We start from the raw sequence: 23,927 nt of genomic DNA on the forward strand, positions 1-23,927 counted from the left end.
GATTTGCCAGGTGCCGTGCATTGTCACCCAGCAATAGTGGGCGACACCCTGTTCACTCGCACAACGAGAAAGGTAAAGCGCAGGCCAGTTACTGTGCAGACGCATCATTTATGGGGATGGTGCTCAGTCTGACTCGATCAGCCCCAGGCCCAATGACAGCTGCAGACGCCGATCCAGACGCGTTAGCTCGACGCCGCTGAGTTCGGCGATGCGTTCCAGGCGATAACGCAGGGTATTGCGGTGAATCCCCAGCGCTGCGGCACAACTCTGAACCTGACCGTCATGGGCGCACCACGCCTCCAGCGTTTCGCGAAGCGCACCGCTGCCATCCTGGGCCAGCACCTGCTTCAACGGCGCCAGCCAACCTTGCAACAGCCAACTGTTGCGCTGGGAATAAAGCAGCGTCGGCAGGCGATGCTCTTCAAGGCACATCAGGCGCCGAGATGGATAACGCGCCCGTGCGAAGGCCTGCAGATCACGCAGGGCCAGGCAGGCCTGACGCAATTGCCCAAGGGATTGCACCGGATCGCTGACCAGCAGACGTGCCACACCCCAGCCCCGTTCATCGGCGCTTTCCAGCCAGTGGCTATCATCACGGCCTGCCGCCAACGGCCGGCACCAGAGCAGCTCGCGCATACCCAGTGGTGCGCACAAATGCTCGCTCTTGCCAGTCAACGCACCGAGCAAACGAGCCTGCTGCGCCAAGGGCTCACCCTGTTCCTGCAGCTCAAGCAGGCATACCTGGCGCGGCCAGCCGAGTGCCAGGCCCTGACGCTCGGCATCCGCCGCCAACGCGCTCAGGGCGACCGACGGATCGAACAGCTGGCGCAGCCACGCATCCAGCTGATGCCGCTGCCAATGGCGCTCGGCCTGCACCTGACGCTGCTCGACCAGCATCTCTGCAGCCATGCGCACCAGCTCGGCATAAGGCCGCACCACCTCGGGCGCGCCGGTGATACCCAGTACACCGATGAGGTCGTCGGCATGCAGCAAAGGCAGGTTGACGCCGGGGCGAACGCCACGCAGGCAGGTCGCGGCCTGCTCGTCGATCTCCACCACACGACGGTTGGCCAGCACCAGTTGCGCGCCCTCATGCCGGGTATGCAGGCGCGCTGGATCACCGCTGCCGATGATCATGCCTTGAGCATCCATCACGTTGATGTTGTACGGCAGGATCGCCATGGCCCGATCAACGATGTGCTGGGCCAGGGTGGAGTCGAGTTCGAGCATTGCGCGGCCTCCGGGAGGAAGCCGCCATTGTAGGCAGAATGAATGGCCTCAGGGAGCCAGGCGCTGACGCAACCAGGCTTCGCCCTCGCGGCGATAATCGAGACGGTCGTGCAGACGGCTGGCGCGGCCCTGCCAGAACTCGATGCGCTCGGGCAGCAGGCGATATCCGCCCCAGTGCGGCGGGCACTCGGGAGCGTGATCGGTAAAACGTCGCTCGATCTGCGCCAACAGCCCCTCCAGTTCGGCACGATCATGGATCACCCGGCTCTGTGGCGAAGCCCAGGCACCCAGGCGGCTGCCCAGGGGACGCACCTGAAAGTAGGCATCGGACTCGGCAGGGGAAACCCGCTCTACCCGACCTTCGATACGCACCTGACGCTCGAGAGTCGGCCAGAAGAAGGTCAGCGCCGCGAAGGGGTTGGCCTGCAACTGCTCGCCCTTGGCGCTCTGGTAATTGCTGAAGAAGGTGAAACCCTGATCATCGAGGCCCTTGAGCAGCAGCACACGGCAGTGTGGGCGGCCCTCGGCATCGACGGTCGCCAGGGACATGGCGTTCGGTTCTACAGGCAGTTGCTCGGTTTTCACCGCGTCGGCGAACCAGCTTCTGAACAGCGCGAGAGGTTCCAGTGGGGCCTGATCTTCGCTCAAGCCGTCACGGGTGTAGTCACGGCGCATGTCGGCCAGGGTCTGAGTCATGAGAGTGCTCTCGGAAGCGACAAAGACCCTAGTCTAAAGGCGTAACGCTTATTTGGCTTGATCTGCAGCAACCACTTTCTTGGCATCGGCCAGCTTGGTGGTGTTCTTGTCCGCAGGCTTGGCGGTGGCTTTGGCTACTGCGGGTTTGGCCGCTGGTTTTGCTGCCGGTTTGGCCGGTGCCTTTGCCACGGCCTTGGCTGCTGGTTTGCTCGCGGCCTTGGCGGCAGGTTTTGCGTCAGCCTTGGCAGCCGGCTTGTCGGCAACAGCAACGGCGGTAGCGGCGGCTGCCACTGGAGCCGGATCTGGACGGCTGTACTGGGCGATCAGCGCGCGCAGGGTATCCTGACGGGTCAGGAGGATTTCCACACGGCGGTTCAGCTCACGACCATTGGCACTGTCGTTGGCCGCACGCGGCATGTCCGGGCCCATGCCCTGAACCATCAGGCGGCCCTGCTTGAGGCCGCTGAGGCGGAAGATGGCGGTGAAGGCACGCGCGCGCTCGTGGCTGAGCTCACGGTTGGTTTCCAGCGAGCCGCTACTATCGGCATGACCCAGGACCAGAACGCCGACCTTGTTGTCCTTCTCCAGTACCTTGGCTACGCGAGTGATCGGGCCAAGGGTGACCGGCAGCAGCATGCCAGGGCGATCCGGGTTGAACGAACCCTTGACCGGCGCGGTGACCACCAACAGGTTTTCACGACGCTCGATTTCGAAGTTGCTGCCCTTGATAGCATCGCGCACCAGTGGCTCGTACTCATCCAGCCAGGCCTGAGTGACCTCGGGCGGCGGCATCGGTGCCGGCTTGGGATCTTCCTTCTTCTCGAACAGGGAGCAACCTGTCAACAGTACGCAAAGCGCCAGCGCGCAAGTCTTATAGGAAAGCATCGGTCATCCACATCTAATCGGTCGAAGTCACCCGGGCAAACCGGAGTCAGCAGCTAAAAGCCATATTGCGCAAGAGTTTAGCTGCGATTGTTAAAAACACTCGCATAAGATACCTGCAAGTTTCTGTGCCCGCGGATCCATTAAGACGAACGGCCCCAGGTTATTCGTAACGAAACCCACAGCCACATCGCGCTGCGGATCCGCGAAACCGGTCGAACCACCCGCGCCGGGGTGGCCAAAAGCGCCCGATCCCATGCCGTAGGTGGCGTTGGCCACAGCGGGCTGATCGAGCATGCAGCCAAGGCCGAAGCGCGTCGAAGTCAGCAACGTCTTGTCTTCGCCGATGCTGTGCTCGCGAGTGAGTTCACCCAGCAGTTCGCTGTTGAGCAGGCTGCCATCGAGCAAACCGCTATAGAAACCAGCGAGGCTACGGGCATTGCCGTGGCCATTGGCGGCGGGCTGCTGCATACGCCGCCACTCCGGCTTGTTGGTGCTGGTCATGATCGATGGGGGGTTAGCGAACGCCCGGGTGGTCAGGGCTTGGGCATCACTCATCATGGTCTTGAGCAGGCGCTGGGCCGCAGCGTCACCGACATTGCCCTTGCCACGAGTGATGGTCGCCACCCGGTGGAATTCCTCGTCAGCCAGGCCGACATGAAAATCCAGCCCCAATGGCTTGGCCGTGCGAGCAACGATCGATTCACCAGGGCCGCGCCCTTCAATACGCCGTAACAATTCTCCGACCAACCAGCCGTAGGTGATCGGAGCATAACCATGCCCTTCACCAAGTGCCCACCAGGGGGCTTCGGCTGCCAGTGCCTGGGTCATGGTCTGCCAGTCGTAAAGGGCTTCGGCCGGCAGGCTCTCGCGTATCGCCGGCAGCCCGGCCTGGTGGCTGAGCAGATGGCGCAAGGTGATGCGTTCCTTGCCCGCTGCCGCGAACTCCGGCCAGTAGCGAGCCACCGGGGCATCCAGCTCCAGCTTGCCTTCGCCGACCAACTGCAGCGCGGTAACGGCCGTGAAGGGCTTGGTACAGGAAAACAGGTTGAGGATGGTATCGCTGTGCCAGGCCTGCTGGCCGTCCTTGTCCGCGACCCCGGCCCAGATATCCACTACGGTCTCACCGCCGACCTGTACGCAGAGCGCTGCACCACGCTCCTGAGGGTCGTCGAAGAATTCGGCGAAGGCGTCTTTAACTGCTTCGAACTTGAGGTCGAAGTAACCCTGAATCTGCACTGCTTGCTCCTGCGAGGGAGGCGCCAGGCTCGCCCGGCGCCCGGTAATTAAGGCTTGGGCGCTTCAGCCGGCTTGGCTTCTGGCTCGGCCGCCGCATCCTTGACGGGGACTTCCTCAGGCTTAGGCTCTTTGGCGGCTTCCTCGAGTACCTTGGCCGGTACGCTCAGGTTGGCCTTGCGTACTGCCTTGACGAAGCCGTCCCACGGCCTGTCGGTGATCGCCACCAGCCCCAGGTGACCGTTCTCGCCATCGAGCAGGCGCCCGGTTACGGGCTGGTCAAGGTACTGGAACCAGTGCACGCCAACGACCTGCGGCTCTTCGAGAGCCTTCTCCAGGAAGTGGGCATAGGCTGGGCCGCGCTCTTCTTCCTTGTACACCTCGGACACGCCACCCCAGAACGGGCCGCGGTCGCGGGAGCCGAAATGGAACTCAGTGACCAGCATCGGTTTGTCCAGCTTGCGCAGCGTTTCAAAGTCGTAACCGTGCTGCGGCTCGCGGGTATAGAAGTTGAAGCTCAACACGTCACAGTACTGGGCGCAGGCTTCCACCGCTTCAGGGATGCTGGCGGAGAAACGGCCACCGAGCAGCAGATGGTTCGGCGTGTGCCAGTCGAGCGAATCGGCGATGGTCTTGAAGTAGGTGTCCGCGAACAGACGCAGGAACCGCTTCATGTCGTTTTCGATCGCCGGGTAGGCCGGGTTGATCGGCGGCGCCTGGAAGCCAGGGTCTTCCATCAATTCCCAGGCTGTCAGTTCGATCCCCCAGGCTTTGGACAGACCTTCCTGGTTGCGGTACTTGTCGCGCAGCTGTTTCAGGAAGGCGCGCTTGGCCGGTACGTCGGTGGTCAGACGCAACGTCGCGTATGCCAGGGCGTAACGAGACAGCGGGTCTTCCGCCGGGCCGGCCCAGGCCAGTTCGTTGTCGGCGTAATAGCCCATCACCCATGGGTCGTCACGATGGTCACGGGTGGCGATGGCGATGGCACGCTCCGCGGCCATGGCGAATCGTGGATCGAACGGGTCGGGCATGCCGCCCCACCAATCGATCCCGGTGCTGATGGTGGCGTAATCGCCGTGAATGGACAGCGGGATGCTGTACGGCATGCGCTTGTCGACGGCGAAATCGCTCTCGCTCCAGTTACCCAGGGTGTTGAACCCCCAGGCCTGCAGACGATTCTGCGCCCGCTCGCGCCAGACTTTGGGCTCCTGGGCACCATAGGTACGCTGCAGGTTGGCGCCGTAGAAATCGTACCAGCGGCCACTGTCGAAGGCGCGACCACGGTTGGCACCGGTATCGGACTGGTTGTCGCTGCTGCCGTAGAACGCCGCCAGCGGCTCGCCTTCGGCCGGCAGCGCGCTGAACATCTTTTCACGGCCTTCGATATAGGTCTGGCTTTCGCTGCCAATGACCGTGTTGACGCCCAGCGAATAGAACGGATTGCCCTCAGGCGTGATCAGGAACCAACGCCCTGCGCGCTTTTCGGTGCGGAAAAAGCCGGTGGCCTCGAAAGACGGCCCACCAATCCAGCCGCCGTAGTTGTCCTGCTTCGGCCGATCGGCCTGCCAGGCTTGCAGCTGCTTGTCTTCCTGAGCGACACCCTGGCGCAGCTGATCGTCGTTCTTGACCTTGCCCGGCCAGTCGCGGCGGGTGAACTGGCCATAGCTGTCGACGATACCGCGATAGGCTTCTTCCAGATCGGCGCTGTCACGCACACCGAAACGCCCCAGCAGCAGGTGCTGGGCAGCTTGTGGATTGGGGATAGAGAGCGTCACCGCGGTGACCTTGGCCGGGTCGATCTCACCGTTGACGGTTTCCGCCAACAGCAGCAGGCGCCCGTCATGACGCCACGGCATCACCGCCCCGGCACGCATGCCCTGGGCACGGGGCGAAGTGGCGCCCAGCGGCACCAGCAAAGTCTGCGCGGGTCCGGCTGGCAGTGCGATCTGGGTGGTCAGGCGCTTACCGTCGGCGCTTTCGATGCTGACATCGACGGTCAGCGCCCAATCCATGGCGTTCTGCACACGCAGACTCATGGCGCTGGACTCGACCAGTCCCAGTTGCCGCTCTGCGGCGTCAGGCGCAAGGTCGGCCGCTCACCCGGATTGAACGTGGCGCGGCGCAGGATTTCGCCCTCTGCAGCGCTTTCCGCAGTGACGCTGGGCAGGTAGGCGTTGTCGCCGCCGACCTGCACCGCATCCATCGGGCGCACGAAATTGAAGAGTTCCTGACGGTCAGCGGCGCTGCCCACCGCCGGGAAGCCCAGCAACGCGATCAGCGCCAGGCGCCCCATCGCCAAGGGTTGTCGAGGACGGGCTGCAGCGATGCACAGTGACAGTACTTTGGAAACCAGACCGTCGGTGGACGCGCGCGCTTCGCACTGCCCCGAACGTTCGGCCGACAGCAGCCAGGTGTTGACCTTCAAGACCCCTTCTCCCCGCAACTCGACAGATAAGAATGGCCCGCGACAGTCCCGCCACGGGCCCTTTGCCGCGCTTCACGCGCGAAGCGGCAATAGTGCGCCAGATGGGGGCCTGACCGCAAAGCCCGCATGTCGATTAAGGGCCATTTTGGTGCCTGTTTTTTCACGCCGCTGCTGAAACGGCGTCAGGAGATTTCCCGGCGAAACGGCGGCAAGGCGTTGAGAATCGCCTTGCCGTAACGCTGGGTGACTACCCGGCGATCCAGCAGGGTGATGGTGCCGCGATCGGCTTCGGTACGCAGCAGGCGCCCGCAGGCCTGAACCAGGCGCAAGGAGGCGTCGGGCACGGAAATTTCCATGAACGGATTACCGCCCCGGGCTTCAATCCACTCCGCCAGCGCTGCCTCGACAGGATCATCCGGCACGGCGAAGGGAATCTTGGCGATCACCACGTGCTCGCAATAGGCGCCAGGCAAGTCGACACCCTCGGCGAAACTGGCAAGACCGAACAATACGCTCTCCTCGCCGCTGTCGACCCGCGCCTTGTGCTTGTTGAGGGTTTCCTGCTTGGACAGGTTGCCCTGGATGAACACCCGCTTACGCCAGTCGCGCTCCAGACCATCGAACACGTCCTGCATCTGCCGGCGCGAGGAAAACAGCACCAGGGTTCCCCGCGAACCCTGCACCAATCCCGGCAACTCGCGGATGATCGCGGCAGTGTGCTCAGCGGCATTGCGCGGGTCGGCCTTCAGGTCCGGCACCCGCAACACGCCTGCGTCGGCGTGATGGAACGGGCTCGGCACGACCGCCGTGACGGCCACTTTCGGCAGTCCGGCACGCATGCGATAACGGTCGAAGGTGCCCAGGGCGGTGAGTGTCGCCGAGGTCACCAAAGCACCATACGCCACGTTCCAGAGGTTGCGCCGCAGGGTCTCGGCAGCGAGGATCGGGCTGGCATTGACCTCGATGTCGAACAACGCGCCACTGTCAGCGAGGGTCAGCCAGCGCGCCATCGGCGGGCTGTTTTCCGGATCTTCACTGGTGAACGCCAGCCACAGTTCCCAAGTGCCCTTGGCGCGCGCCAGCAAGCTGCCGAACAGCGGGTACCACTCTTCGGCCTGATGGCTGGCGATACCGATGCTGCCCTCGCCGTCCATGGCCTCCTTGAGCTTTTCGGTCACGCCGGTGAACAGGTCGGTGAGTTTGGAAAAGCCTTTCTTCAACTCCAGGCCCAGTTCGATCAGGTGCTCGGGCACGACCCCACCGATAAAGCGATGGCGTGGCCGCTCGCGCCCCTCCATGTCCTCGCCCGGTTTGAAATCCGCGACCTGCTCACAGGCACTGAACATGAACTGCTGATGGGTCTTGAGCTCGCGCGCCAGCTCCGGCACCTGCTCGATCAGCCGGCCGAGATCGCCAGGCAAGGGATGCTGAGCCAGCAGTTTGGTGAGGTTCTTGGCGGTCTGCTCCAGCCAGTCGGCGGTTGAGCGCAGCCGGGTGAAATGAGCGAAATGACCGATGGCCTTGTCCGGCAGGTGATGGCCCTCGTCGAACACATAAAGGGTGTCGCGTGGATCGGGCAGCACCGCACCGCCGCCCAGGGCGAGATCCGCCAGCACCATGTCGTGGTTGGTGACGATAACGTCGACCTTGCCCATCCCTTCGCGGGCCTTGTAGAAGGCGCACTGGCCGAAGTTGGGGCAGTGCCGGCTGGTGCACTGACTGTGATCGGTGGTCAGTTGCGCCCAACGGCTGTCTTCCAGCTCCTGGGGCCAGCTGTCACGGTCACCATCCCATTTATTGCCGGCGAGCTTCTCGATCATGGTAGTGAAGAGCTTCTGCCCTTCTTCGTCCACGTCGATGCGAAAACCTTCTTCCTCGAACAACTGAGCAGTGGAACTCTGCGCCTGACCTTCCTGCAGCAATACGTCGAGTTTCGACAGGCACAGATAACGGCCGCGGCCTTTGGCCAGCGCGAAGCTGAAACTAAGCCCGCTGTTGCGCATCAGATCCGGCAGATCCTTGTGCACGATTTGCTCTTGCAAGGCCACGGTGGCCGTGGCGATCACCAGCCGCTTACCCGCTGCCTTGGCGATAGGGATGGCCGCCATGCTGTAGGCGACCGTCTTGCCGGTACCGGTGCCGGCCTCCACCGCGACCACGGCTGGATCGCCAAGGCGGCGCTCCTCGTCGTCGGTCTTGATCGTACCGAGCACCTTGGCTATTTCAGCGATCATCAAACGCTGCCCATAGCGCGGCTTGAGCCCCTTGGACTCGAGAAAACGGGAATAGGCGCCCTGGATCTGGGACTTGAGTTCGGTACTGAGCATGAAGAACTTAGGCTAAAAAGGCTGGATATATTTTCAGTGTTTGCAAACGGCCGCTATCATAACGCGCCAATCGACTGCGCGCTGACTCGCTTGCCGAAACCGGATGAAGAGCAGCGTGTGGCAAGACTTTCTGAAACCCGATCAGCGTATTGCCGCTGGCAATCGAGCCGCCCTGAGGGACGGCGAAGAAATGGACTTCACGAACATCAGCCAGGCACGGCTCGGATTGCACCAGCCAACGCAACATGATCAGGCCTGTAACCGGAGTACATGAATGCAACCTTATTCCTTGATCTACACCCTGCACCTGCTCGCTGCGCTGGTCTGGGTCGGCGGCATGTTCTTCGCCTGGATGGTGCTGCGCCCCGCGACCGTGGCCACGCTGCAGCCTGCGGAGCGCCTGACGCTATGGCTGGACGTATTTCGCCGCTTCTTCGTCTGGGTGTGGGTCGCGGTCGTGCTGCTGCCGATCAGCGGGATCGGCATGCTGCACATGGGTTTCAGCGGCTTCGATGGCGCACCACGCTATGTCAACGTGATGATGGGGTTGTACTTGGCGATGCTGGCGCTGTTCCTGCGCATACAGGCCCTGCAACTGCCGGCGTTGCGCCGCGCAGTGGAAGCCCAGGACTGGCCGGAGGGTGGTGCCGTGTTGGGCCGTATCCGCCGGCTGGTCGCGATCAACCTGCTGCTAGGGTTGGTTGTCGTGGCGATCGCGGCAGCCCGCCCTAGCTTCTAAGAGACAGGTAAAAGTCTGCTACGCACTAGCACTGTTGCGTGATCAGAAACGCACCACGTCCAGGCGCCCGTCATGCCCGGCTGTACCCGGTTGGCCTGCCATGCCCGGACGCCCATCACGAGCGCCGCTGGTGCTGTAGATCCAGCAACCTTTACTCGCGCCACCAGCACCAGCGTTACCGGCGACACCAGCAGGGCCGCCCGCACCGCCTTCCAGCCGAGCCTGCAAACGTTCGATGGGGAAATCCGCCGGCACTTCCAGCCTTACCTGCCCACCTGGGGCACCCGGATGCCCATCAGTACCGTCCTGGCCATCATGGCCTGCGCTGGCCTGCCCCCAGGCGCAGCCTCCCGTCTTCCCGTTAGCGCCGTCCAGCCCTGCATAACCAGAAGCGCCGCGGCCACCACGGGCGTCGAGCAACCACTGATCGGTGCTGACCGCTTGCAGACGAACGACCAACGTACGCCCAGGTACCGCCGCACGCTGGGCAGTGCCCGGCGCGCCTGGTGCACTGATCTGCGCCCCCGAGGCGATCTCGCCGGAGCCGATATCCAGGTGTAGGCTTTCGTTGGACGGTGCGATGGCGATCTGCGCGTTGTGCCCGAGGTACAACTCATCGATGCGCAACTCACTCACGCCGACCGGAATCAGCAAGGTACCGTTATCGGCGACTACCAGGCGTTTCAACTGCAGCACACTGCCCTGAGCGGGCAAACGCATAAAGTGATGGGAGTCGACCTCGATGACCGCTTCAGCCACCGCCAGCAAGGGGCAGCACAGCGCTGCCAACAGCATCAGCTTACGCATGGACAGCCTCCTCGCTGCTCACATGTTGGGTCGCCACGATGACGTGGGGCAATGTCCAGATATGGAAGATGCCAAAAGCCAGAACCTGAATACGTGCGACAGCGGCGCGAGGTTGCGCGCGAAGCACGCCATTGAACAACGCCAGCTCAAGCAGATGCAGCACCAGCACAGAAACACCGGCAAGTGCCAGCAACTGTGCGAAAGGTTGAGCGTAAGGATTGATCAGATTGACCAAGATGACGCACCAGAACAGTGTCGCCAATAGTTTGCCCAGCCCCGCGATAGTCTTCATGCCCGCCCCGACCGCTTATGATTGTGCGGCACATTACTGTGTTTGCGGGTAAGGAGACTAGGGGTTCTAACGAAAACGATGCCCATTGCGTGGCGTCGTGCTCCTGACCGGCATAAAGCCGGTCAGGACTCTCACGAATGTCGAGGCTGGCTTATGGCCGTGCTTCGACTTCCGCTTCCACGCGACGGTTGATCGCACGGCCTTCTTCGGTGGCGTTGTCTGCAACCGGACGGCTTTCACCATAGCCGACTGCGTTCACGCGGGTACCACCAACACCGTACTGATTGACCAGCACTTCACGCACGGCATTCGCACGGCGCTCGGACAGGGCTTGGTTGTAGGCGTCAGTACCAACGGAGTCGGTATGACCTTCAACCACAGTAGTGGTTTGTGGGTATTGCTTGAGGAAGTCAGCCAGGCTCTGGATATCGCCGAGGCTTTCTTGCTTGACTTGCGACTTGTCGAAATCGAACTTAACGTCCAGTTCGACACGTACCGCTTCAGCGACCGGCTCAGCAACCACCGGCTCTTCGACGATGGTTTCTTCGACCATCACCAGCTCTTCCTGGCCATCAGCGCCATGTACCCAGCAATAGGCGGCAGCGAAGCCAGCACCGATTACCGCACCACCACCAGCCCATGCCGAGCTTTCGATGGCACCCAACGCAGCACCACTGACGCCACCTACCGCAGCACAAGTCGGCCAGTCGGATTTCTGAACGCCAGCGCAACCCGTCAGAAAGGTGGTAGCAATGATCAGGGGTACCGCTTTCCTTGTAATACTCATATGCAAGTCTCCTAATGGGAATCGGTGCAAAAACCGACACTCTGGATTAAAGACGCCCGTTTTAAAATCTGCCAGACAGCGTTACGACAGCCAAGCAGAACGAACAGTTCTAGTTGATTGCATCCGCGCGGGGTAGTCTTTTGTGATTCCTTCGAGGTTTTCGATGAGCCACATCACTTCTACCCGTACGCCACAACAATCGTTGGCAGCTCTACTGCAGCGTTATGAGCCCAAACGCCTGCTGCTGATCGGCGCCAGCGAACAACCTGCCGTCAATGCCTTCAGGCAAGCGCACCCACAGAGCTTGATCGCCCATGCCGCCACCGGCAACCTGCCCGCAGAACTCGCCGGGCAGCGTTTCGATCTCGCCATCGTGGTCGACTGCCTGGAGCACATGCCTAAACGCGATGGCCTGCAACTGCTCGGTGGTATACGCAATTTGAATGCCAGCCGCATGGCCGTCCTGGTCGACCTGCAGGCCAGTGGCTGGAAAGACACCGATTTCTTCGGCCTCGCCCTGCATGTCAGCGAGCGCTTCGCACGGGATGAGCAGGTACTCAGCCTATTCACCTATGACCTGCTGGATTACAAACAGGCCCCCGACTGGCTGAACGCCAAGTTCTGGGCCAACCCGGAAAATTTCGGCAAGTACTGGTGGTAAGGATGGAAACCAGAACCTCGCAAACCAGCTGCCCCTGCGGCAGCGGCGATTCCCTACCGGACTGCTGCGGCCGTTATCACAGTGGCTTGCCTGCCCCTTGTGCGCAGAGTTTGATGCGCTCGCGCTATAGCGCTTACGTGCTTGGCAACATCGACTATCTGGTGGCGACCTCGCTGCCGGCACAGCAGGCAAAACTGGATGTAGAAGGTATCCGCACCTGGAGCCTGCAGAGCACCTGGCTGGGCCTTGAGGTCGAACGCTCGGAATTGCTAGGCGGTCAGCCTGAACATGCGCGGGTTACCTTCGTTGCCCGCTGGCATGACGAGGCCGGCGAGCATAGCCATCGTGAATGCTCCGCTTTTGTGCAGAATCAGGGCCGCTGGTATTTCCTCGACCCGACCGTAGGGCTGCAGGCCGGACGCAACGATCCCTGTCCTTGCGCGAGTGGCCAGAAGTTCAAGAAGTGCTGCGCGGGCTACTTATAGCAGCAGCCTCACACCAGTTTCAGGTGCGAGGTGTCCGGAGCCGGTGCAGCGGGCTGGGCCTTTATCTGGCCCATATCACTGCCCGCCGGGGCAAGGCTGAACTGCGATAGATCCAATGCTGGCTCAGCCACTTGCGGCGCTGCATCCTGCAGATCGTCGCCCAGCGCCGCCACACCGAAATCCGGCGCATCGACATCGGCGAAGGCTGCCATGTACTCGTCACGCGGCGCCACCTGCAGGCGCCCTTGAGGCTGACTGGCGACCTGAGCAACAGGGTTGGCCGGTGGTGGCGGCGCCAGTTCGATCTCTTCGACCTCCATATCCGTATCGACCACCTCGACACGTGCCCCGGCGCGCTCCAGGGTGCTGCGGTACTTCTCGGCAGCAGCTTCGTCCAGGTTGTTCTTGATCACCACCCGCCGTCCGGAAAACAGCTGAGCGATACGCTGGGCATCGGCCTGGAACAGCCTGGCCAGGTTGGCCTGCACGGTTTCCAGCTGGGCACCAGGCACCAGCTCACCGGAAAATGCGATTTCATATCGCGCCATCACCACGCTCCTTTCTGTCATTTCGTGTGCCGCTTTGGCCACAGCAATAAAACCTAAATGCACGCAGGCCAGTATGACGCAGCTTTTTGCGAGCACACGAGAGTCTGTCGGCATTTCCTCGTAGTAAAGCGCTCGCAATGAAATGACGACAGCCCCTAGGGCAGCAAAGCCGTCTCTTGTTACACTGAGGCCTCGAACGGAGTATGAAATGTTTTCTCAGGCGCAAATGATAAGAATTCTTAGCCTAATGGTGTTTCTTGGTCTGTGCTCGGCATTGAGCGGTTGCTCGACCTGGCTTTCGGACGATTTCGAAGATCCCGATGTTCGTCTCGTGAATGTCGACGTAGTAAGAGCCAAGCTGCTTGAGCAGCGCTTCGTTCTGCGTTTCCGGATCGACAACCCCAACGACGTCAGCCTGCCCGTGCGTGGTCTCAACTACGTGGTGCACCTCAACGACGTGAAGCTCGCCGAGGGTGAGTCGGAAGTCTGGTTCACCGTGCCTGCCAATGGTCATATCGAGTTCGACGTTCCCGTGCGTACCAACCTGTGGCGTCACGTTCGTCAGGTGGTCAAGTTGCTGGAACAGCCGGATGAACCCATCAGCTACCGCCTGCAGGGCGAAGTGAAAACCGGACTATTCTTCGGCCGACGCGTGCACATGAAGCGCAATGGCGAGATAATTCCCGGCGAATATCTTCCGGAGTAACCTCGCATGACCCAGCAACCTCATGTTCACGGCCCTGACTGCAACCACGATCACGACCATGATCATGGCCATGACGATCACGGCCATGTGCACGGCCCGCATTGCAACCACGCGCCTCAGGAGCCGGTACGCAACGCCCTGAAGGATGTTGGCCGCAATGATCCTTGCCCATGCGGCAGCGAGAAGAAATTCAAGAAGTGCCATGGGGCCTGATCACCTGCTGATCCTGCTCGCGGTACTGATTGTCGTAGCACTGACCCTGTACGCCGCTTATCTGTGGCGCCAGGTCTGGGCCAGGCAGCGCCAGCAGAGCGATGCTCGCCACGCCCAGCGCCAGCGTCTTCACGATGATTTACGGGTACTGGCCAGTTGCCTGCTCGACGGCCAGGTACCCCTGATCGAAGGCGCGATCCGCATCAAGGTACTGCTCGATAATTACGACAGCACGCTTAGCCTGACACCCCAGGTTCAGGTCTTTCAGCACCTGTACGAAGCGACCGAACACGTGCCTACCCACGCTGACTGGAAAGCCCTGAGCAGGGCCGAGCGCCGCCAACACGATAGTCGATTTGCCGAATTGACCCTGGCGCACGACCAGCAAGCCCGGGAGGCTGCACGCTGGCTGCTCGACGAGGGACTGAACACCCGCCCATAGTCCCTGGAGCGACGACCGTCGCTCCAATCACCGCGCCACTTGCCAGGCGCCATGCCGCTCTCTACCTTTAGCGCCATTCCGGCCCGCCCACCGCCGCCCTTTTCCTCTAGGAGTCCGCCGCATGCTGCCGCGCGCTTTCCGTCCTTTTGCCACTTTGAGCCTCGCTGGCATCGTCACCGGTATGGTTGCGCTGAGCGGTTGCCAATCCCTGCTCGACAGCCGCTACCGCAATAGCGTGCACCCGGATCAAGGTTCCTTCCGCGTGCAGGGGCTGGCGCAGACCGCTTCGGTACGCCGCAACCCGCTGGGCATGCCGCTGATCGAAACCCATACCTTTCACGACGCCCTGTTCACCCTGGGCTACGTGCACGCTAGCGACCGCCTCAGCCAGATGGTCAGCCTGCGCCTGATGGCCGAAGGTCGCCTGGCGGAAATGGCCGGCCCTGGCGTGCTGGAAATGGACCGGTTCATGCGCGCGGTGAACCTCAAGAAAAGCGCCGAGGTGCTCTACAAGAATGCCTCGCCACGGATGAAGGCGTTCTTCGAAGTCTATGCCCGGGGCGTCAACGCCTACCTGTTCCGCTACCGCGACAAGCTGCCGATGGATCTGGCCGAGGCCGGCTATCGTCCACCCTACTGGAAACCCGAAGACTCAGTGATGATCTTCTGCCTGCTCAATTTCGGTCTGTCGGTGAACCTGCAGGAAGAGATCGCGGCACTGACCCTCACCCAGAAAGTCGGCGCCGACAAACTGGCCTGGCTGCTGCCCACCTATCCGGACGAGCCGTTGCCGTTCGAGGAAGCCGAGAAGCTCAAGGGCCTGGCGCTTGGCGGCAACATTCCTGGCCTGCAGGCGGTGAAGACAGCCGCCGCCCAGGTGTCCGAGCGGCACATGCTCGGCGTCGCTGCCTCGAACAATTGGGCCATCGCCCCCTCGCGCAGCCGTAGCGGCAAGAGCCTGTTGGCCAACGACACCCATCTGCCGATCGAACTGCCTTCGGTATGGAGCTTCGTGCAGATTCGCGCGCCGAAATTTCAGGCCTCCGGGGTAACGGTCGCCGGTATGCCGGCGGTGGTTGCCGGCTTCAACGGTAAGCTGGCCTGGGGCATGACCATGGTCATGGGCGACAACCAGGATCTGTTCCTCGAGAAGGTCAAACGCGAAGGCAATCGCCTGCTATATCTCGCCGACGGTAAATGGCTACACGCTCAGGAGCGCCAGGAAACCTTCTTCATAAAGGGTCAGAAGTCGATCCGCGAAACCGTTTATGAAACCCGCCACGGCCCGCTGCTCAACAGTGTGCTGGGCGAACGCAAACATCCGCTGCAGCCCCTGCAGTTGCAAAGCGGCTACGGCCTGGCGCTGCAAACCACCCAGTTCGAGGAGGACGCCAGCCTCGACGCCTTCTTCAATCTGTCTCGCGCGCAATCCGTGGAGCAGGCCTTCGAGGCAACCCGGGAAATCCGCGCCATGCCGCTGAACCTGGTGTTCGCGGACGCCAGCAACATCGGTTGGCAGGTTACCGGGCGTTTCCCGAATCGCCGTGAAGGCCAGGGTCTGGTGCCATCACCGGGCTGGGACAGCCGCTACGAGTGGGATGGTTTCGCCGACCCGATGCTCCATCCTTACGATCAGGACCCGCAGCAGGGCTGGCTGGGTAGCGCCAACCAGCGCAGCGTGCCGCGCGGTTACGGCATGCAGCTGTCCAACTCCTGGTACGCCCCGGAGCGCTACGAGCGCATCGCGCAGTTGGCCGGCAGTGGCCGTCATGACACGCAAAGCATGATTGCCATGCAGTACGACCAGACCACGCCGTTCGCCGCCAAGCTGCAGAACATGTTCGAGGCGCAGAACATGGCCGAACCACTGCGTAAGGCTATCGACCGCCTGCCCGATGCCCAGCGTGGCAAGGCCCATGAAGCACTGAGCCGATTGATGGCCTTCGACGGCAAACTCTCCGCGACCTCCGCGGACGCAGCCGTGTACAGCGCCTTCCTGCACGAAAGTGCCCGACAGATCTTCCTCGACGAGCTCGGCCCGGAAACCTCATCAGCCTGGAAAGCCCTGGTGAATAACGCCAACCTGTCCTATTCGGCCCAGGCCGATCACCTCCTTGGCCGCGACGACAGCCCGTTCTGGGACGACGTGCGCACACCGCAAAAAGAAGACAAGCCGGCGATTCTCGCCCGCAGCCTGGCGGCCAGCATCGAGTTGCTCGAGCAGCGCCTGGGCACTGAACGCACCGCCTGGCAGTGGGGCAAGCTGCACACTTACGAGTGGCTGAGCGGCAGCACGCAGATGGCGCCCTACCTGAGCGCCGGCCAGCGCACCAGCATCGGCTCGCTGAAGGGCTATCTTGACCGCGGCCCGTACCCGGCCGGCGGAGACCACAGCACGTTGAACGTGTCGGCCTACAACTGGGGCCAGGACTTCGATACCTGGCTGATCCCCAGCATGCGGATGATCGTCGACTTCGGCCGCGAGGAACCCATGATCGGCCTCAACAGCTCCGGGCAATCCGGCAACCCGGCCAGCCCGCACTACGCCGACGGCATCGACGCCTGGCGCCGGGCCAAGTACCTGAGTTTCCCCGTGCAACAGCAGAACCTGGAAAAGACCTACGGCAGCAAACGCCTGCTGTTGACGCCCTGACGCACAACCCAGGTGCGCAACGCACCAACAACGCGCAGGAACGGGAATGAATCAGGCGCAGCCGGTATCGACTGATACGACGCCGGCTACGTCACAACCCACCCCTTCGGTGGACAGGAACTAGGCCACACTGGGTTACGGCAACGCTTCCCCTTATTCCAAGGCCATTTCCTCACCCTGCCCGGCCGTTCTCGAGCAATTGGCACACTCCCTGCTCATGTTCTTGCAGACATAGAGCACGCCGGTAGATGGCAGGGCTCCCCGAAACGAATCGGGACTGGACAAAGGCGTCCTTGCACTCAGCGTGCAGGACGCCTTTTTTGTGCCCCGCCATCCCTGGCGGACACCCTACGGGCCGTCGGCGGAGCCGACGTCACAAATGGCTCCCGGCCATTTTGTTGTTTGCCGCGATTCACTCAGGGCCACGGAGGTAGCGGATGAAACGATTGAAACTGGTGATGATCGGCAACGGCATGGCCGGCGTACGCACGCTGGAAGAGCTGCTCAAGATCGCCCCCGACCTCTACGACATCACCGTGTTCGGCGCCGAGCCACATCCCAACTACAACCGCATCCTGCTGTCGCCGGTGCTGGCGGGCGAACAGACCTTCGATGACATCGTGCTCAACGAACTGAGCTGGTACACCGAGCACGGCATCCAACTGCTGCTGGGTCGCAAGGTGGTGGAGATCGACCGCGTGCACCGTCGGGTGATCGCCGATGATGGCAGCAGTGCCGACTATGACCGCCTGCTGATCGCCACCGGCTCCCGGCCATTCATCCTGCCAATACCGGGCAACGAGCTGGACGGCGTGATCGGCTACCGCGACATCGCCGACACCCGCTGCATGCTCGACAGCGCCAACCTGCACCGCCGCGCAGTGGTCATCGGCGGCGGCCTGCTTGGCCTGGAAGCAGCCCACGGCCTCAAGCTACGTGGCATGGACGTGAGCGTGGTGCACAACGGCGCCACCCTGCTGGAACGCCAGCTCGACGAGCGTGCCGGCAGATTGCTGCAGAACGCTCTGGAACGACGAGGCCTGCACTTCGCGCTGGGCAAACAGACCGCCGAGCTGATCGGCACCGACAGCGGCCGGGTCAGCGCCGTGCGTTTCAGCGATGGCGAGCAACTACCCGCCGATCTGGTAGTGATGGCCGCCGGCATTCGCCCCAACATCGAACTGGCCCAGCGCGCCGGCCTTCCCTGCGCCCGCGGCATCCTGGTCAACGACACACTGCAGAGCTTCGACCCCCGGGTCTACGCGGTTGGCGAATGCGTCAGCCACCGTGGCGTCGCCTACGGCCTGGTGGCCCCCCTGTTCGAACAGGCGCGGGTATGTGCCAGCCACCTGGCCATGCAGGGCTTTCGCCGCTATCTCGGTTCGCTGACCGCCACCAAGCTAAAGGTCACCGGTATCGACCTGTTCTCCGCCGGGGACTTCGCTGGCGGCCCGGGCACGCAGAGCATCATTCTCGACGACCCGGTCACCGGCAGTTACCGCAAGCTGGTGCTGAAGAACGACGTGCTGGTCGGCGCCTGCCTGTATGGCGATACCGCCGATGGCGCCTGGTACCTGCAACTGATCCGCGAAGGCCGCAAGGTGGCGGATGTCCGCGACATGCTGATGTTTGGCGAGGACGCGGTGAACAGCCTGTCACCCGCCTGCAACGCCGAGCCGATTCTCCTGCTGGGAGCGGCCTGATGGGCGCTCAGGAACTCGGCGCCGCGACGCGCACCACCGCATCGACCTGCTGTTATTGCGGCGTCGGCTGCGGCGTGCTGATCGAGCACGACGGTGAGCGCATTCTCGGCGTCAGTGGCGATCCTGCACACCCGGCGAACTTCGGCAAACTGTGCAGCAAGGGCGCCTCGCTGCACCTGACCGGAGACATCGCAGCCCGCGCCCTGTACCCCGAACTGCGCCTCGGCAAAGGATTGGGTCGTGTTCGTACCGACTGGGACAGCGCCCTGGATCACGCTGCCGATGTGTTCGCCGAAACGATTCGCCAGCACGGCCCGGACAGCGTCGCCTTCTATATCTCCGGGCAACTGCTGACCGAGGATTACTACGCCTTCAACAAGCTGGCCCGCGCCCTGGTCGGCACCAACAATATCGACAGCAACTCGCGCTTGTGCATGTCCTCGGCCGTGGTCGGCTACAAGCGCAGCCTGGGCGCCGATGCGCCGCCCTGCTCATACGAAGACATCGAGCAGGCCGACACGTTGCTGATCATCGGCAGCAACATGGCCTATGCCCACCCGATCCTGTTTCGCCGCCTGGAAGCGGCCAAGGCAGGCAACCCGCAGATGAAGGTCATCGTCGTCGACCCACGGCGCACCGACACCTGCGACCTCGCCGACCTGCACCTGGCCATCGCGCCCGGCAGCGATGTGGCACTTCTGCACGGCGTGCTGCACCTGCTGCTGGAACAGGGGCGTATCGACCACGCCTTCATCGAGGCGCACACCGAAGGCTTCGAGGCGCTACAAGAATTGGTCGCCGACTACGAGCCCGCGCGCGTCGCCCAGCTCTGCGCAATCAGCGAAGCGGATTTGCGCCGCTGTGCGGACTGGATCGGCAGCTCGCCGCGTTTTCTGTCGCTGTGGTGCATGGGCGTCAATCAGTCCACCGCCGGCACCGCAAAGAACGCCGCGATCATCAACCTGCACCTGGCCACCGGGCAGATCGGCAAGGTCGGCAGCGGGCCGTTTTCCCTCACCGGCCAGCCGAATGCCATGGGCGGTCGGGAAACCGGCAGCCTGTCCAATTTGCTGCCCGGTCACCGTGAGGTCGCCAACCCGCAGCACCGTGCCGAAGTGGCCGCTTACTGGGGCGTCGACACACTGCCGCAAAACCCGGGGCTCAGCGCCATCGAACTGTTCGAGGCGGTGGGCAGTGGCAAGATCAAGGCGCTGTGGATCGCCTGCACCAACCCGGCCCAGTCCATGCCGGATCAACACAGCATCCACAAAGCCTTGAGCGACTGTCCATTCGTGGTGGTGCAGGAGGCCTTCTTCACCACCGAAACCTGCCGCTACGCCGACCTGCTGTTGCCCGCTGCCAGTTGGGGCGAGAAGGAAGGCACGGTGACCAACTCCGAGCGCCGCGTGAGCCGCGTGCGCCGTGCCGTGCCTGCCCCTGGTGAGGCACGAGCCGACTGGTCGATCACCTGCAATTTCGCCAGGCGCCTGGAAGCTCGCCTGCCGGGCGTGCCTTCCGGGCATTTCGCCTTCGACAATAGCGAGCAGCTGTTCGAGGAATACAAGGTGCTGACCCGAGGCCGGGATCTGGATCTTTGTGGCCTCGGCTACGCGCTACTGGAAACACGCGGCCCGCAGCAATGGCCCTTTCCCGAAGGTGCGCAAAACGGCACGCCGCGCCTCTATGGCGACGGCCGCTTTCCAAGCGTCAACGACCGCGCGCGCTTTATCGCCGAGACCTATCAAGCGGCTAAAGAGCAACGCGACAGCCAGTATCCATTGACGCTCAATACCGGTCGCCTGCGCGATCAGTGGCACGGCATGAGCCGCACAGGCACCGCGGCACGGCTGTTCGCCCATGTCGAAGAGCCGCTGCTCGACCTGCACCCGCAAGACATGGCGCAGCGGCACCTGCAGAGCGGCCAACTGGTCGAGGTGCGCAGCCGCCGCGGCGCGCTGGTGGTGCGCGTCCAGGCCGACGCCAGCCTGCAGCAAGGCCAGGCTTTTCTGCCCATGCACTGGGGCGATCGCTTTCTCAAAGGCCTCGGCATCAACGCCCTGACCTTGCCAGCGTTCGATCCGCTGTCGAAGCAGCCGGAGCTGAAACACGCCGGTATCGACGTGCAGCCCATCGACCTGCCCTGGACATTCCACGCGCTGGTCGAAGGTGACGTTCAGCAACGCCTGGAAGCCTTGCGCCCGCTGTGCGAAACCTTCGCCTACGCGAGCTTCGGCCTGGCCGGTCGCGAGACCTCGGCGCTGGTGATGCGCGTCGCACACCATCACGCGCCGGATGCTGAATTACTCGAACAGCTTCAGGAACAACTGGGCCTGGCCGAAGGATCGGTGATCCGTTACGACGACCCAGGCGCCCTGTCCATTCACAAGCGCGTGCGTATCGACGGCGGTCGCCTGACGGGCTTCGCCCTGAGCGGCGAGACGCGCGCGCGCGGCTGGCTGCGTGACCTCTGGCAAAACCAGACCTCACTCGATGACGACAACGGCCGCGGCCTGCGCCGCTGGCTGCTGGCGCCGGTGGAAAGCCCGCCCGGCCAGAGCCGCCGGCAGACCGGCAAGACCCTGTGCACCTGCATGAACGTCAGCGAGACGGCAGTACGCGAGGGTATCGAGCGCGGCTGCGACCTCATCGCGCTCAAACAGAATCTCGGCTGCGGCACCCAGTGCGGCTCCTGCGTACCTGAAATCAAGCGCCTGCTGGCGCTACAGACCATCGAAGCCTAGCGAAAACTGGGCTGAGCCTAGACAAAAGGAATACCGTGATGAACCCAAGCGTATGGCTAATCGGCGCCGGCCCAGGCGACCCGGAACTGCTCACTCTCAAGGCGGTGCGTGCCCTCGGCCTGGCCGACGTGGTGCTGATCGATGACCTGGTCAACCCGCAGGTGTTGCAGCACTGCCCCGACGCCCGGGTGATCCGCGTGGGCAAGCGCGGCGGCTGCCGCTCGACGCCCCAGGCCTTCATCCATCGCCTGATGCTGCGCTATGCCCGCCAGGGCAAGGTGGTCGCGCGCCTCAAGGGCGGCGACCCGTGCATCTTCGGCCGTGGTGGCGAAGAAGCCGACTGGCTGGCCGCCCGCGGCGTGCATTGCGAGATCGTCAACGGCATCACCGCCGGCCTGGCTGCGGCGACCCGCTGCGGCATCTCCCTGACCCTGCGCGGCATCGCACGCGGCGTCACTCTGGTTACCGCCCACACCCAGGATGGCAGCTCGCCCAACTGGCAGGCGCTGGCCGACAGCGGCACGACGCTGGTGGTGTACATGGGCATCGCTACTCTGGCCGATACCCGCCAGCATCTGCTCGATGCCGGTATGGCGGCGCACACCGCCGTGGCGATGATCGAGAACGCCTCGCTACCGGATCAACGCGAGTGCCGTAGCACGCTGCTGGACATGGCCGACGCTGCACTGGCATTCAAGCTGAAAAGCCCGGCCATTCTGGTCATCGGCGATGTGGTTGGCGCTGCTATGGATGCTGCGCGAGAACTTGAGGTACGCAGCGCCTGACCCCTTACGACAGTCCGGTCTATGCAACTGGACTGCTATTTGCACTGTTTTAGTTCAACCGTACTGCCTGAAAGACTGCCCTCATGCCTGACACCACCATGCCTGCCGCCCTGCGATTCATGCTCGCCGCCCGCCGCTGCGAGCTGCAGGGCCTGGAAAGCCTGTCCTTCACCTGCCAACTGGTGACCAATGTCAGTCAGTTGGTGCACCAGCTGCAGAAGGAACGGGGCTACTCCAACATCTATCTGGGCAACCAGTCGAGCCATTATCTGCACCAACTTGATGCACACAGTGCCGAGTCAGCCGCCGTAGAGCGTCAGGTACACGAATGCTTCATGGCCATGGATACCGCCCAGGCCAATGCCGCGGATCGTGCCCGCCTGTTCAACCGCATCGCCTATGTACTGCATGGTCTGGACGAACTGCCCGGCCTGCGCAGCCGCATCCGCGAGCTGGAGCCGACGCCACGGCTGGCCACCCAGGCCTTCACGCGACTGATCGGCGGGTTGATGGCCGTGGTCTTCGAAGCCGCCGATACCGCAGTCGACCCAGGCATCACCCGGCTGCTGGTGGCCATGTTCAACTTCATGCAGGGCAAGGAGCTGGCCGGTCAGGAGCGCGCTGCGGGTGTCGAGGGCTTCTCGCGCGGGCATTTCGATGCCGAGTTGCAGGAGCGCCTGCAGCATCTCGAAGACGGCCAGGAGCGTTGCTTCGATGTGTTCAGCGAGTTCGCCGATGCCGAGGCGGTGGCCCTGTGGCAGCAGATTCACAGCGGCGACACCGTCGCCCAGGTAATCAGTCTGCGCGGCATCGCCAAGCGCACGTCTGCCAATGCCACGGTCGATCCGAGCCTGTGTGAACTGTGGTTCGAACTCAATACCCGACGCATCGACGCCATGAAGGAAGTGGAAAACCACCTCGCCAATCGCCTGCTGGAACACTGCCGCCGCAGCATCGCCGAGGCCCATGCAGACCTGGACAACCATCGCACGCTGCTCAAGCGTCTGGGGCAGATGGATGTCGGTAGCGATCAGGCGCTGCTGTTCAGCGTGCACAGCAGCACCCTGGACAGTGCACCTCAGGATTCGGTGGGCAACCACCTGGCGCGTTCGGTGCTCGACCTTCTCCACGAGCAGAATCAGCGCCTGCAGCGGGTCAGTGACGAGCTCAAGGAAACCCGCGAGACCCTCAACGAACGCAAAGTGATCGAGCGGGCCAAGAAGCTGCTGATGAACGATTACCGGCTCAGTGAAGAAGATGCCTACGCACGCCTGCGCCAATCCGCCATGGAGCGCAGCATGCGCCTGGTCGACGTCGCCCAGAGCCTGCTCGCCTTCGCCGCCCGCAAGGCCCAGGAAAATCCGCGCAGCGACAAGCACAAGCGCGCTTGATCTGTACCTTTGCTTAGCTGCGCTCAATCGTGGCAATGACCAACGCGCCGTGATCTGGTGGCCCAGCGCTGAGCGCAGCGATGCCGAAAAGGGATAGTCAGTGCAAAACTGGCGCACGCCCGAAATCCGCCCTGGGTATCGCTTCGCTCAACCACAGGCTACGTCCAAGTTACTGCGC

Annotated in this window: 19 protein-coding genes and 3 pseudogenes; 11 read left to right on the plus strand and 11 right to left on the minus strand. The window is 62.9% G+C overall.

Annotated features, from left to right (window positions below):
* Positions 1-123: 123 nt before the first annotated feature.
* The 7 genes and pseudogenes from K5Q02_RS22575 to K5Q02_RS22605 all read right to left on the minus strand — a co-directional run bounded on the left by K5Q02_RS22575 (position 124) and on the right by K5Q02_RS22605 (position 9,043).
* On the minus strand, positions 124-1,230 hold the full coding sequence (locus K5Q02_RS22575; RefSeq protein WP_225834502.1) for a sugar diacid recognition domain-containing protein: 1,107 nt from the start codon (positions 1,228-1,230) through the stop codon (positions 124-126).
* Positions 1,231-1,278: 48 nt separating this feature from the next.
* Positions 1,279-1,926: a pyridoxamine 5'-phosphate oxidase gene (gene pdxH, locus K5Q02_RS22580; RefSeq protein WP_225834504.1), complete on the minus strand. Its 648-nt coding sequence runs from the start codon at positions 1,924-1,926 to the stop codon at positions 1,279-1,281.
* Between the two features lie 48 nt (positions 1,927-1,974).
* Positions 1,975-2,748 (minus strand): annotated as a pseudogene (locus tag K5Q02_RS22585) (OmpA family protein); the annotation flags it as partial.
* Positions 2,749-2,901: 153 nt separating this feature from the next.
* Positions 2,902-4,047 (minus strand): serine hydrolase domain-containing protein, encoded by a 1,146-nt coding sequence (locus K5Q02_RS22590; protein ID WP_225834507.1) that lies wholly within the window; start codon positions 4,045-4,047, stop codon positions 2,902-2,904.
* A 47-nt stretch (positions 4,048-4,094) separates the two neighbouring features.
* Positions 4,095-6,337, minus strand: a pseudogene (locus K5Q02_RS22595) (beta-agarase).
* A 314-nt stretch (positions 6,338-6,651) separates the two neighbouring features.
* A complete protein-coding gene (dinG, locus tag K5Q02_RS22600; protein ID WP_225834509.1) occupies positions 6,652-8,796 on the minus strand; it encodes an ATP-dependent DNA helicase DinG in 2,145 nt (714 codons plus the stop codon).
* 7 nt (positions 8,797-8,803) lie between these two features.
* Positions 8,804-9,043 (minus strand): hypothetical protein, encoded by a 240-nt coding sequence (locus K5Q02_RS22605; protein WP_225834511.1) that lies wholly within the window; start codon positions 9,041-9,043, stop codon positions 8,804-8,806.
* A 27-nt stretch (positions 9,044-9,070) separates the two neighbouring features.
* Between K5Q02_RS22605 and K5Q02_RS22610 the strand changes: the two genes are divergently transcribed.
* Positions 9,071-9,535 carry a CopD family protein gene (locus K5Q02_RS22610; protein WP_225834512.1) on the plus strand — a complete coding sequence of 155 codons (465 nt, stop codon included), beginning with the start codon at positions 9,071-9,073 and terminating at the stop codon, positions 9,533-9,535.
* A gap of 42 nt (positions 9,536-9,577) precedes the next feature.
* On the opposite strand, the gene K5Q02_RS22615 is transcribed toward K5Q02_RS22610, so the two are convergent.
* From K5Q02_RS22615 to K5Q02_RS22625, 3 genes and pseudogenes are all read right to left on the minus strand, one after another.
* On the minus strand, positions 9,578-10,342 hold the full coding sequence (locus tag K5Q02_RS22615) for a collagen-like protein (protein ID WP_225834515.1): 765 nt from the start codon (positions 10,340-10,342) through the stop codon (positions 9,578-9,580).
* Positions 10,335-10,634 carry a DUF1145 domain-containing protein gene (locus K5Q02_RS22620; RefSeq protein WP_225834517.1) on the minus strand — a complete coding sequence of 100 codons (300 nt, stop codon included), beginning with the start codon at positions 10,632-10,634 and terminating at the stop codon, positions 10,335-10,337. Before K5Q02_RS22620 ends, K5Q02_RS22615 begins: the two co-directional genes overlap by 8 nt.
* Before the next feature lie 151 nt (positions 10,635-10,785).
* Positions 10,786-11,142: pseudogene (locus tag K5Q02_RS22625) on the minus strand (OmpA family protein); the annotation flags it as partial.
* 442 nt (positions 11,143-11,584) lie between these two features.
* On the opposite strand from K5Q02_RS22625, the gene K5Q02_RS22630 reads away from it, so the two are divergent.
* Together K5Q02_RS22630 and K5Q02_RS22635 are read left to right on the plus strand one after the other, a co-directional pair.
* A complete protein-coding gene (locus K5Q02_RS22630; protein ID WP_225834524.1) occupies positions 11,585-12,082 on the plus strand; it encodes a DUF6231 family protein in 498 nt (165 codons plus the stop codon).
* Between the two features lie 2 nt (positions 12,083-12,084).
* Positions 12,085-12,567 (plus strand): YchJ family protein, encoded by a 483-nt coding sequence (locus tag K5Q02_RS22635; RefSeq protein ID WP_225834526.1) that lies wholly within the window; start codon positions 12,085-12,087, stop codon positions 12,565-12,567.
* An 8-nt stretch (positions 12,568-12,575) separates the two neighbouring features.
* Here K5Q02_RS22635 and K5Q02_RS22640 read toward each other — a convergent pair whose 3' ends face one another.
* On the minus strand, positions 12,576-13,115 hold the full coding sequence (locus K5Q02_RS22640) for a hypothetical protein (protein WP_225834528.1): 540 nt from the start codon (positions 13,113-13,115) through the stop codon (positions 12,576-12,578).
* A 208-nt stretch (positions 13,116-13,323) separates the two neighbouring features.
* Between K5Q02_RS22640 and K5Q02_RS22645 the strand changes: the two genes are divergently transcribed.
* From K5Q02_RS22645 to K5Q02_RS22680, 8 genes are all read left to right on the plus strand, one after another.
* The gene (locus K5Q02_RS22645; RefSeq protein WP_225834530.1) at positions 13,324-13,821 is read left to right on the plus strand and encodes an LEA type 2 family protein; all 498 of its coding nucleotides are present in this window, start codon (positions 13,324-13,326) and stop codon (positions 13,819-13,821) included.
* A gap of 6 nt (positions 13,822-13,827) precedes the next feature.
* Positions 13,828-14,034, plus strand: coding sequence for an SEC-C metal-binding domain-containing protein (locus K5Q02_RS22650; RefSeq protein ID WP_225834532.1), 207 nt, complete (start codon positions 13,828-13,830; stop codon positions 14,032-14,034).
* Positions 14,024-14,476, plus strand: a complete 453-nt coding sequence (locus K5Q02_RS22655) for a DUF2489 domain-containing protein (protein WP_225834534.1) — start codon at positions 14,024-14,026, stop codon at positions 14,474-14,476. The genes K5Q02_RS22650 and K5Q02_RS22655 overlap by 11 nt, the downstream gene beginning before the upstream one ends.
* A 121-nt stretch (positions 14,477-14,597) precedes the next feature.
* A complete protein-coding gene (locus K5Q02_RS22660) occupies positions 14,598-17,129 on the plus strand; it encodes a penicillin acylase family protein (RefSeq protein ID WP_225834537.1) in 2,532 nt (843 codons plus the stop codon).
* A 437-nt stretch (positions 17,130-17,566) separates the two neighbouring features.
* A complete protein-coding gene (locus K5Q02_RS22665; protein ID WP_225834539.1) occupies positions 17,567-18,832 on the plus strand; it encodes an NAD(P)/FAD-dependent oxidoreductase in 1,266 nt (421 codons plus the stop codon).
* Positions 18,832-21,573, plus strand: coding sequence for a nitrate reductase (locus K5Q02_RS22670; protein WP_225834541.1), 2,742 nt, complete (start codon positions 18,832-18,834; stop codon positions 21,571-21,573). The genes K5Q02_RS22665 and K5Q02_RS22670 overlap by 1 nt, the downstream gene beginning before the upstream one ends.
* Positions 21,574-21,611: 38 nt before the next feature.
* The gene (gene cobA / locus K5Q02_RS22675) at positions 21,612-22,358 is read left to right on the plus strand and encodes a uroporphyrinogen-III C-methyltransferase (protein ID WP_225834543.1); all 747 of its coding nucleotides are present in this window, start codon (positions 21,612-21,614) and stop codon (positions 22,356-22,358) included.
* An 83-nt stretch (positions 22,359-22,441) separates the two neighbouring features.
* Positions 22,442-23,749 (plus strand): nitrate regulatory protein, encoded by a 1,308-nt coding sequence (locus K5Q02_RS22680; RefSeq protein WP_225834545.1) that lies wholly within the window; start codon positions 22,442-22,444, stop codon positions 23,747-23,749.
* The last annotated feature ends 178 nt before the right edge of the window (positions 23,750-23,927 follow it).

Origin of the sequence: Pseudomonas sp. MM211, assembly GCF_020386635.1 — a bacterium.
In the GTDB taxonomy this organism is placed as follows: domain Bacteria; phylum Pseudomonadota; class Gammaproteobacteria; order Pseudomonadales; family Pseudomonadaceae; genus Aquipseudomonas.